The 8910-nt window shown below is 67.7% G+C and carries 10 protein-coding genes; 6 read left to right on the top strand and 4 right to left on the bottom strand.

The window, feature by feature from the left end:
* Positions 1–11 precede the first annotated feature (11 nt).
* The gene (locus tag C2868_RS08165) at positions 12–515 is read left to right on the top strand and encodes a glutathione peroxidase (protein ID WP_100811301.1); all 504 of its coding nucleotides are present in this window, start codon (positions 12–14) and stop codon (positions 513–515) included.
* Position 516: 1 nt separating this feature from the next.
* Here the strand turns inward: C2868_RS08165 and C2868_RS08170 are convergent, their stop codons facing one another.
* The 3 genes from C2868_RS08170 to recO are packed head-to-tail and all read right to left on the bottom strand — an operon-like array spanning position 517 to position 2810.
* Positions 517–1215, bottom strand: coding sequence for a DsbA family protein (locus tag C2868_RS08170; protein WP_100810598.1), 699 nt, complete (start codon positions 1213–1215; stop codon positions 517–519).
* 54 nt (positions 1216–1269) lie between these two features.
* Positions 1270–2085 carry an isoprenyl transferase gene (locus C2868_RS08175; protein ID WP_100810597.1) on the bottom strand — a complete coding sequence of 272 codons (816 nt, stop codon included), beginning with the start codon at positions 2083–2085 and terminating at the stop codon, positions 1270–1272.
* A complete protein-coding gene (gene recO, locus C2868_RS08180) occupies positions 2082–2810 on the bottom strand; it encodes a DNA repair protein RecO (RefSeq protein WP_100810596.1) in 729 nt (242 codons plus the stop codon). Before recO ends, C2868_RS08175 begins: the two co-directional genes overlap by 4 nt.
* Before the next feature lie 90 nt (positions 2811–2900).
* Here recO and C2868_RS08185 point away from each other — a divergent pair, with 90 nt between their 5' ends.
* The 3 genes from C2868_RS08185 (at position 2901) to C2868_RS08195 (ending at position 4684) form a co-directional block, all read left to right on the top strand.
* On the top strand, positions 2901–3344 hold the full coding sequence (locus tag C2868_RS08185; protein WP_100810595.1) for a MarR family winged helix-turn-helix transcriptional regulator: 444 nt from the start codon (positions 2901–2903) through the stop codon (positions 3342–3344).
* A gap of 206 nt (positions 3345–3550) precedes the next feature.
* Entirely contained in the window at positions 3551–3922 is a 372-nt protein-coding gene (locus tag C2868_RS17710) for a hypothetical protein (RefSeq protein WP_232711160.1), read from the top strand.
* 21 nt (positions 3923–3943) lie between these two features.
* Entirely contained in the window at positions 3944–4684 is a 741-nt protein-coding gene (locus tag C2868_RS08195) for a TRIC cation channel family protein (RefSeq protein WP_100810594.1), read from the top strand.
* Positions 4685–4873: 189 nt separating this feature from the next.
* Here C2868_RS08195 and leuA read toward each other — a convergent pair whose 3' ends face one another.
* Positions 4874–6631, bottom strand: a complete 1758-nt coding sequence (gene leuA / locus C2868_RS08200; RefSeq protein ID WP_103663121.1) for a 2-isopropylmalate synthase — start codon at positions 6629–6631, stop codon at positions 4874–4876.
* A 178-nt stretch (positions 6632–6809) separates the two neighbouring features.
* Between leuA and C2868_RS08205 the strand changes: the two genes are divergently transcribed.
* Both C2868_RS08205 and C2868_RS08210 read left to right on the top strand, forming a co-directional pair.
* Positions 6810–7421, top strand: coding sequence for a hypothetical protein (locus C2868_RS08205; protein ID WP_100810592.1), 612 nt, complete (start codon positions 6810–6812; stop codon positions 7419–7421).
* Between the two features lie 140 nt (positions 7422–7561).
* On the top strand, positions 7562–8910 hold a 1349-nt coding region (locus C2868_RS08210), incomplete at its 3' end, for an HNH endonuclease signature motif containing protein (protein ID WP_103663122.1).

Consider the following 8910-nt stretch of genomic DNA (forward strand, 5'->3'; position numbering starts at 1 on the left):
TCGTGGACGACATGACCAGTGAGACCGTTGTGGACATCCGAGACATCCCCTTCCACACCGCGGACGGAGGCACCGCTTCGCTCTCCGACTACGGCGACAAGGTCATCCTGATCGTCAATGTCGCCTCGAAGTGCGGCCTCACCCCGCAGTACGAGCAGCTCGAAGAGCTGCAGCGCACCTACGGCGACCGCGGGTTCACCGTGCTCGGGTTCCCGTGCAACCAGTTCATGGGCCAGGAGCCCGGATCGATGGACGAGATCCTCGACTACTGCGCCGTGAACTGGGGAGTCACGTTCCCGATCCTCGACAAGATCAAGGTCAACGGCGGCGGTGCGGCCCCGATCTACAAGGCGCTGAAGAAGGCCAAGGACTCGGAGGGCGCGCACGGCCCGATCATCTGGAACTTCGAGAAGTTCGTGCTCACGCCCTCGGGCGTCGTGCACCGCTTCCGCCCGACCGTCAAGCCCGACGACCCGGCCATCGTCTCGGTCATCGAGAGCAACCTGCCCGGCTAGATCACGCGCCGACGGGCTCTGATTCGCTCGAACCCGCGGTCTCGGCCCGCTCGGCCCACACCTGACGGGCGATCTGCGCGAACGCCTCCGCTGGCTGGGCGCCGCTCACGCCGTACTTGCCGTCGATCACGAAGAACGGCACGCCGTTGATTCCGTAGCTCTGTGCCTGCGCCTGGTCGGCACGCACATCCGCGAGGTACCGCTCGGATTCGAGGGCCTCTCGCGTTTCGTCGGCGTCGAGCCCGACCTCGGCGGCGAGAGCCACGAGGTCGTCGATGCGACCGACATGCTTGCCCTCGGTGAAGTAGGCCGCCATCAGGCGTTCGGCCATCTCGAGCTGATGTCCCTCCTGCTTGGCGAAATGCAGCAGCTCGTGCGCCTTCACGGTGTTCGTGTGCTTGAGCAGGTCGTAGCGGTAGGCCAGACCGGCGCCCGCCGCGACATCCGTCACGCGGTCGATCATCTCGCGGGCCTGCTCACGGGCGATGCCCTTGTGATCGGCCAGGTACGTGACCTCGTCGCCCTCGAAATCGACGGGAGTATCGGGCGACAGCTCGAACGAATGGTAGGTCACCTCGACGCGCGGGCCGTCGGGATCCGCGGATGCCTCCGCCAGCCCATTCTCGAGATTCCGCTTACCGATGTAGCACCAGGGGCAGGCGATATCGCTCCACACGTCGATCTTGATGGCATCCGTCATACCGAGCTCAACACCCGAAGCATCCGCGCGTATTCCCGCGGCCACATGTTCGAACTACGAGACGTCGGCGGCGCCGGGCGTATCGATCGCGCCGCCGAATCGGCGGTCGCGGTCAAGGTACAGCACGATGCCCTGCCACAGGTCCGTGCGCGAGAAGTCGGGCCACAGCGTGTCGAGGAACACGAACTCGGCGTACGCGGACTCCCACAACAGGAAGTTCGACGTCCGCTGCTCTCCGCTCGAGCGGATGAAGAGGTCGACGTCCGGCATATCGGGCACGTACAGGTGGCGGCGGATGAGCTTCTCGGTCACGGCGGAAGGACGGATGCGTCCGCGCGCGACATCCTCGGCGATGGCCCTCATCGCGTCGACGAGCTCGACGCGCCCGCCGTAGTTCACGCACATGGTGAGCGTGAGAACGTCGTTGCCCGCCGTCAGCTGCTCGGCGTACTGGAGTTCCTTGATGACGGAACCCCAGAGCCGCGGCTTGCGCCCCGCCCAGCGCACCCGCACGCCCCACTCGTTGAGTTGATCGCGCCGACGATGCAGCACATCACGGTTGAACCCCATGAGGAAGCGGACCTCGTCGGGCGAGCGGGTCCAGTTCTCGGTCGAGAACGCATACACCGACAGGTGCTTCACGCCCGCCTGGATCGCCCCTGCCACGACATCGAGCAGGGATGCCTCACCCGCCTTGTGTCCCTCGACGCGCGAGAGCCCGCGGCGATTGGCCCAGCGACCGTTGCCGTCCATCACGATCGCAACGTGCTCGGGAACCGACCCCGGTGCGAACGCGGGCGGGTACACGCCCGTCCAGTCGAGGGCACGATAGGGCACGGCGTCCTTGTGCGTGTACGGCTTGGGGCTCATCGAGGTCCTTCGAGGTGCGAGAGCGAGCGGATGCCCCGCTCGAGGTGCCACTGGGTGTACGCCGCGACGACGCCGGATGCTGCGGCCAGGGCACGCGGCGGCGCCGCGGCCACGACATCCCACTCCCCCGCCATCAGCGCGCCGAGCTGGCGGACGGCCTCGGGACCGATGCGCGCACTGCCCGGAGGGGCGCAGTCGTTGCAGACGATGCCGCCGAGCTGGGCGACGAAATAGTCGTTCGGGCCCGCGGCGCCGCACCGCGCGCACGCGCTGAGGCTCGGGGCCCAGCCCGACAGCGCCATGACCCGCAGCAGGTACGAGTCGAGGACGCTGCGCGATTCGTGCTCTCCGCGAGCGAGGGCGCGCAGCCCCCCGACGAGCAGCAGGTACTGCTGGGGGGTGGCCTCGGACTCGTTCAGGCGATCGGCGGTCTCGACCATCGCGTTCGCGGCCGTGAAGCGCTCGTAGTGCACGACGATGTCGGCACCGTACGAGCCCAGGCTCTCGGCCTGCTGGACGATGTCGAGGTTTCGGCCCACGTACAGCTGGACATCCGCCACCATGAACGGCTCGAGGCGCGCCCCGAACCGCGACGCCGTGCGCCGCACGCCCTTCGCGACCGCCCGTACCTTGCCGTGCCGACGACTGAGCATCGTGATGATCCGGTCCGCTTCGCCCAGCTTGTGGGTGCGGAGGATCACGACCTCGTCGCGGTAAGTGGGCACCGGTCCATTATCCGGCGGTGCGACGACACCGGGTCGCGCGGCTCGCCCGCGGGTGCCGGTCTCTGCCTCACTTTGTGTAGGTTATTCACTATGTCTGGCGTACAACTGCTCGATGATCTCCTGGCGATCACACATGCGCTGCAGGCTGACCAGGAACGTGAGCTGACGAAGCTGGGGCTGACGACGTCCCGCACCCACCTCTTGTGGATCCTGCACCACAATGGGCCCTTGACGCAGGCGCGGCTCGCGGAAGCTTTGGATGTCACGCCCCGCAATGTAACGGCTCTCGTGGACGCGCTCGAGAGCACCGGCTTCGCACGACGGTCCCCGCACCCCACGGATCGCCGGGCGCTTGTCGTCTCGCTCACCGAGCACGGCACAACGGTGATGACCACGATGGCAACCGCGCACGTTCACCTCGCCGGGTCGCTGGTGGAGGGTCTCGACCACAGCACCGTGAACGCAACGGAGCGCGGGCTGGCCCATCTGCGAGCCCGCCTCGAAAAGCTGGTGACCGAGGCTCGCCCGCGATGACCACCCCACAATCGTTGCGATCCGCGACACGCCCGCCCTCGCTCGGCGGTCGCCTCACCCGGCTGGCGCGGCGCGCATGGCACATGGAAGTGGGCGTATGGCTGAGCCTGTGGCGATTCATCACCCGCCGCCCTCGCGTCCCCGCAGGGGCCACCGCGTTCACCTACCATCGTCCGGTCTCGATGATCCTCATAGTGTTCTTGGTGTTGAGCGCGATCGAGATCCCGATCGTGGATCTGATCGTCCACCCCTGGCCATGGATCCGCATCCCCCTGCTCATCGCCGGCATCTGGGGCGTGACATGGATGCTCGGCTTGTTGTTGGGTTTTCTCACGCGGCCCCACGCTGTCGGCCCCGAGGGAATCCGCGCGCGCGTAGGCACGGACATCGACCTTGATCTCCGCTGGCACGATGTGGCCTCTGTGGAGCGTGCGCATGACGTCGCGGAGAAGACTGCCTCGGTCCGGCACGAGGCTTCGGGTCCTGTGATCGCGCTACGCATGCAGGACGAGACCAACGTGCTCGTCACGCTTGAACGGCGGATACCGATCCGAACACCGACGGCCGAACAGAGGTGAGCGGAGTTCGCCTCTGGGTGGATGATCTCGACGGCTTCATGTCCGCGGTCCGCACGCATATCCCATGACAATAGAGGGGTGGAACCCCTCTTCGTGATCCCCCTCTGGGCCGACCTGACCGCCGTGGCGCTGGGAGGCATCCAGGGTGCACTCTTCGCATCCGGCTTCCAGGGTCAGCGCCGCCTGGATCTGCTCGGGGTCGCGATCATCGGCATCGTGATCGGCATGGGTGGCGGACTCATCCGCGACCTGCTGCTGGGGTTGCCGCCGTCGACGCTCCAGAGCAACTGGTACCTGATCACGGCCGTCGCCGCGGCGCTCGTGGGGATGCTGCTGGCCGGCGTGTTCCGTCGCGTGAACGGCGTCATCGTCGGGCTCGACGCGATCGTGATCGGCCTGTTCGGCGCATTCGGAACGAGTAAGGCGCTCGCCGTCGGGCTGCCGCTCGTGCCTGCCGTGTTCGTCGGCGTTGTCGCGGCCGTGGGCGGATCGATCCTGCGCGACGTGATCATGGGGCTGCCCGTAGCCGTGATGCACGTGGGCTCGCTCTACGCGGTCGCCGCGGGAGCCGGATGCCTCGTGCTCGCCGTTTCTGCCTCGCTCGGGCTCGCGATCGTGCCGGCCGCGATCGCCGGGATCGTCGTGACCGCCGTCATCCGCGTGCTGGCCGTGGTGTTCGACCTGTCGCTGCCGGAGCAGCGCATGCTCTACCGCCGCCGCGTGGCCGCCGAGACCGGCGTGCTGCCGATCATCAAGCCCTGACGCACACACCCGCAGACCCGGGCTCCCTGCTGCTGCCCTGCACTGGGGCGTGAAAAATGCGGTGGGGCGCGTTCTTACGCGCCCCACCGCAATTGCCGCGCCCCACCTCGCGGGGGATCCCAGCCCACCGAGGCCTACCGATAGGCACGCCGGGCACAGGCCCGCGGGTGCAGGCGCGCGGGTACTGGATCAGACCGCGGAGACCAGCGAACGCTCGCGGGTGCGGATCGCGCGGTTGACACCCGAGACGATCGCCTTGAGGCTCGCCGTCGAGATATCGCCGTCGACGCCGACGCCCCACAGGCGCTCGCCCTCGACCTGCAGCTCGACGTAGGCCGCAGCCTGCGCGTCGCCACCGGCGCTGAGCGCGTGCTCGACGTAGTCGTAGACGGTGACGTCGAAACCTTGGCCCCGCACGACCTCGAGGAACGCCGCCACGGGACCGTTTCCGTGACCGGATGCCTCGAACCGCTCGTCGCCGTCACGCAGCGTGACCTCGAGCGAGACATCCCCGCTCATGTCGCTCTGCGTGCGCGTCGCGAGCAGCTCGAACCGACCCCAGCGGGCGTCGGCCTCGTCGGCCGGCAGGTACTCGTCGCGGAAGATGGACCAGATCTGGTCGCTCGAGACCTCGCCACCCTCGGCATCCGTCTTCGCCTGCACGACACCCGAGAACTCGATCTGGAGCTTCCGGGGCAGATCGATCGCGTGGTCGCTCTTCAACAGATACGCGACGCCGCCCTTGCCCGACTGCGAGTTGACGCGGATGACGGCCTCGTACGAGCGGCCCAGGTCCTTCGGGTCGATCGGCAGGTAGGGCACGGCCCATTCGAGTTCGTCGACCGAGACGCCCTCGGCGGCGGCCCGGGCATCCATCGCCTCGAAGCCCTTCTTGATCGCGTCCTGGTGCGAACCGCTGAAGGCCGTGAAGACGAGGTCGCCGGCCCAGGGGCTGCGCTCGGGCACGGGCAGCTGGTTGCAGTACTCTGCCGTGCGCTTGACCTGGTCGATGTCGCTGAAGTCGATCTGCGGGTCGATGCCCTGCGTCAGCATGTTGATGCCGAGGGCGACCAGGTCGACGTTGCCCGTCCGCTCACCGTTGCCGAACAGGCATCCTTCGATGCGGTCGGCGCCGGCCAGGTACCCGAGCTCGGCGGCGGCGATCGCCGTGCCGCGGTCGTTGTGCGGGTGGAGCGAGATGATGACGTTCTCGCGGTGGTTCAGGTGGCGCCCCATCCACTCGATCGAGTCGGCATAGACGTTGGGAGTTGCCATCTCGACCGTCGCGGGCAGGTTCAGGATGACCTTGCGCTCGGGCGTCGGCACGAAGATCTCCATGACCCTGTTGCAGACCTCGGCGGCGAACTCGAGCTCGGTGCCCGTGTAGCTCTCGGGCGAGTACTCGTAGTACACCGTGGTCTCGGGCACCGTCTCTTCGTACTGCTTGCACCAGCGCGCACCCTGCTGGGCGATGTCGATGACGCCCTGTCGGTCGGTGCGGAAGACGACGTCGCGCTGCAGGACGCTGGTCGAGTTGTACAGGTGCACGATCGCCTGCTTCGCGCCCTTGATCGACTCGAAAGTGCGCTTGATCAGCTCTTCGCGCGCCTGCGTCAGCACCTGGATCGTGACGTCGTCGGGGATGAGGCCGTCTTCGATCAGCAGGCGGACGAAGTCGAAGTCCGTCTGGCTGGCGGACGGGAACCCGACCTCGATCTCTTTGTAGCCCATGCTGACGAGCAGCTCGAACATGATGCGCTTGCGCTCGGGGCTCATCGGGTCGATGAGCGCCTGGTTGCCGTCGCGCAGGTCGACCGCGCACCAACGTGGCGCCTCGGTGATCCGCTTGTCGGGCCACGTGCGGTCGGGCAGTTGCACCGAGATCTGCTCGTGGTAGGGGCGGTACTTGTGTACCGGCATCCCGGAAGGCTTTTGGGTGTTCTCCATGATGTCGTCGCTTCTCTGATCGAACTTGTGGGGGCCAACGACAAGCTCCGCGACGAGAAAGGCCCTAGATCGAAGCCTCGTCGCGGCGGCTAAGGAGGAGAAGCCCGCGCAAACGCATGGGATCGATGGTAGCAGGATGTCTGGCGAGACGATCCCGCCAGCCGCGACACTCTCAGGTATGAGCCGTTTCATCGCCGTCGGTGCCGTGGCCGCCGCATCCGTTCTCCTGCTCGCCGGCTGTGCGACCTCGTCCGCGGGCTCGGGCTCGGGGGCGGTCGTGTGGGATACACCGTCGCCGCCCGCCGGCGAGGTGTCGGCACAGGGCACGGTGATGGATGTCGACGGCACGGTCGAACTGTGCCTCGGTGCCATTGCCGAGTCGTACCCGCCGCAGTGCAGCGGCATCCCGGTCGAGGGGTGGTCGTGGGACGGGATCGAGGGGTGGGAGACGTCGGGCGATGTGACGTGGGGCGCCTATGCCGTGCGCGGCACCTACGACGGCTCGACGTTCGCGGTGACCGGAGATCCCGTGATGCTGGCCCTCTACGACCCCATCGCGCCGGCGGATCCGACGGGCGGCAAGCCGGGAACGGCAACCGGGGCCGAGTTGACGGAGATGCAGGATGCGTTGCCGGCACTGATCGGCGACGGATTCTTGGCGTCGTACCCCGAGAACGGATGGCTGTGGGTCGATGTCGTGTGGGACGACGGAACTCTGCAGGCCGCGGCTGATGAGACCTACGGCGAGGGTGCCGTGGTCGTTCGCTCGGCGATACGTCCGTTCGACTGAGCCCTATTTCTGGGTCGTGGGCGTGTGTCGACGGCCCCGGCGGAGCTTGTACAGAGAATTTTCCGAGACACCCCGTTTGTCGCTCTTGATCGGGCAAAAACCGGGTCTCAATGTCGGTGACCCTCGTCAGAATAGAGGGTATGGAAGCACTGCTCGATCACCTCGAAGGGGCCATCGAGCAGGCGCGCGCTCATGTGACTCGCGCCCTCGGCGACGGGCAGATTCTGGCCGCGAGCGATGACCACGTGGTGCGCGCTCTGAATCTCGCGGCCGAGCTGCAGCGGCTCACCGACGCGGTGCTCGTGGAATCGGTCGGCGAGGTCGTACGTCGGTCGGCGGGCCCGGATCGCGACCTGAGGCTGACGGCGCGGCGCGGATGCCACGACGTGAGCGAGCTCGTGCAACGGGCGACGAGGATGGGTCCGGCATCCGCCGCTCGTCTGCAGCGCGGGGCCAAGGGTGTCGCACTGGGCGAGTCGTTGAGCGGCGGGGCGCTGCCCGCGCTTCTCCCCGCGATGCGCTCGGTGTTGTTGGAGGGCGAGGTCGGGATCGACGGGCTGGTCGCGGTGTCGGGGCCGCTCGAAGCGATGAGCCAGCGCGTGCCCCTCGAGTCGCTGCGGGTTGCCGACGCGGTGCTCGCCGCCGAGGCGAGTGGCACGGGTCCGGATGGCACGCCGCCCGCCTGCGCAGACCTGCTTCGCGTGCAGGCCCAGGCGTGGGCCGCGGCGCTCGATCAGGACGGTGCCGAGCCGAAGGAAGAACAGGCGATACGGATGCGCGGGGTCACGCTGGGCGTCGCGCGCGACGGTGTCGTTCCGCTGCGAGGCGCTCTGCTGCCCGAGGTCGCCGCCCAGTTCCAGCGGATCTGCGACGCGATCGGCTCGCCGCACGTAGGCGACGGCGTCTCGTTCCGCCCTGAGGGCGAGGGCGATTCCGGCTTCGCCGATGACCCGCGCAGCTCGGCACAGAAGCGGCACGATGCGCTGGCGACGGCTCTGTCGGTCGCGGCATCCAGCGAACAGCTTCCGACCATCGGCGGGGCCGCTCCCACGCTGGTCATCTCGGTCCGCGCCGAAGACCTCGTGTCCGACACGGGGTGGGCCCACGTCGACGGCATCGACGAGCCGGTTTCGGTGCGTGCAGCCGCGCACGTGGGTTGCGCCGGGGTGATCCAGCGCGTGCTGCTCGGTGGGAACGGCCGCATCCAGCGCATCGGCACCGAAGAGCGCGTGTTCAACCGGCACCAGCGTCGGGCGATCGCGCTCCGGGACGGCGGATGCATCATCCCGGGCTGCGGCGTCCGTGCCGCGTGGTGCGAAATCCACCACGTCACGGACCACGCCCAGTGCGGCCCGACCCACACCGACAACGGTGTGCTGTTGTGCTGGAACCATCACCGCTTCATCGACCATGGCGGGTGGAAGATCCGGATGAATCAGGGTGTGCCAGAAGTGATGGCTCCCCCATGGATCGAGCGAAGTCGGGCCTT

The organism is Microbacterium sp. CJ77, assembly GCF_002911615.1.
GTDB lineage: Bacteria > Actinomycetota > Actinomycetes > Actinomycetales > Microbacteriaceae > Microbacterium.

Excerpts from the sequence above, each read along its gene's own strand:
- C2868_RS08195 (WP_100810594.1), top strand. The coding sequence starts at position 3,944 with ATGATCTCGACGGCTTCATGTCCGCGGTCCGCACGCATATCCCATGAC.
- C2868_RS08175 (WP_100810597.1), bottom strand. The coding sequence starts at position 2,085 with ATGAGCCCCAAGCCGTACACGCACAAGGACGCCGTGCCCTATCGTGCC.
- C2868_RS08165 (WP_100811301.1), top strand. The coding sequence starts at position 12 with ATGACCAGTGAGACCGTTGTGGACATCCGAGACATCCCCTTCCACACC.
- C2868_RS08170 (WP_100810598.1), bottom strand. The coding sequence starts at position 1,215 with ATGACGGATGCCATCAAGATCGACGTGTGGAGCGATATCGCCTGCCCC.
- C2868_RS08185 (WP_100810595.1), top strand. The coding sequence starts at position 2,901 with ATGTCTGGCGTACAACTGCTCGATGATCTCCTGGCGATCACACATGCG.
- leuA (WP_103663121.1), bottom strand. The coding sequence starts at position 6,631 with ATGGAGAACACCCAAAAGCCTTCCGGGATGCCGGTACACAAGTACCGC.
- C2868_RS08205 (WP_100810592.1), top strand. The coding sequence starts at position 6,810 with ATGAGCCGTTTCATCGCCGTCGGTGCCGTGGCCGCCGCATCCGTTCTC.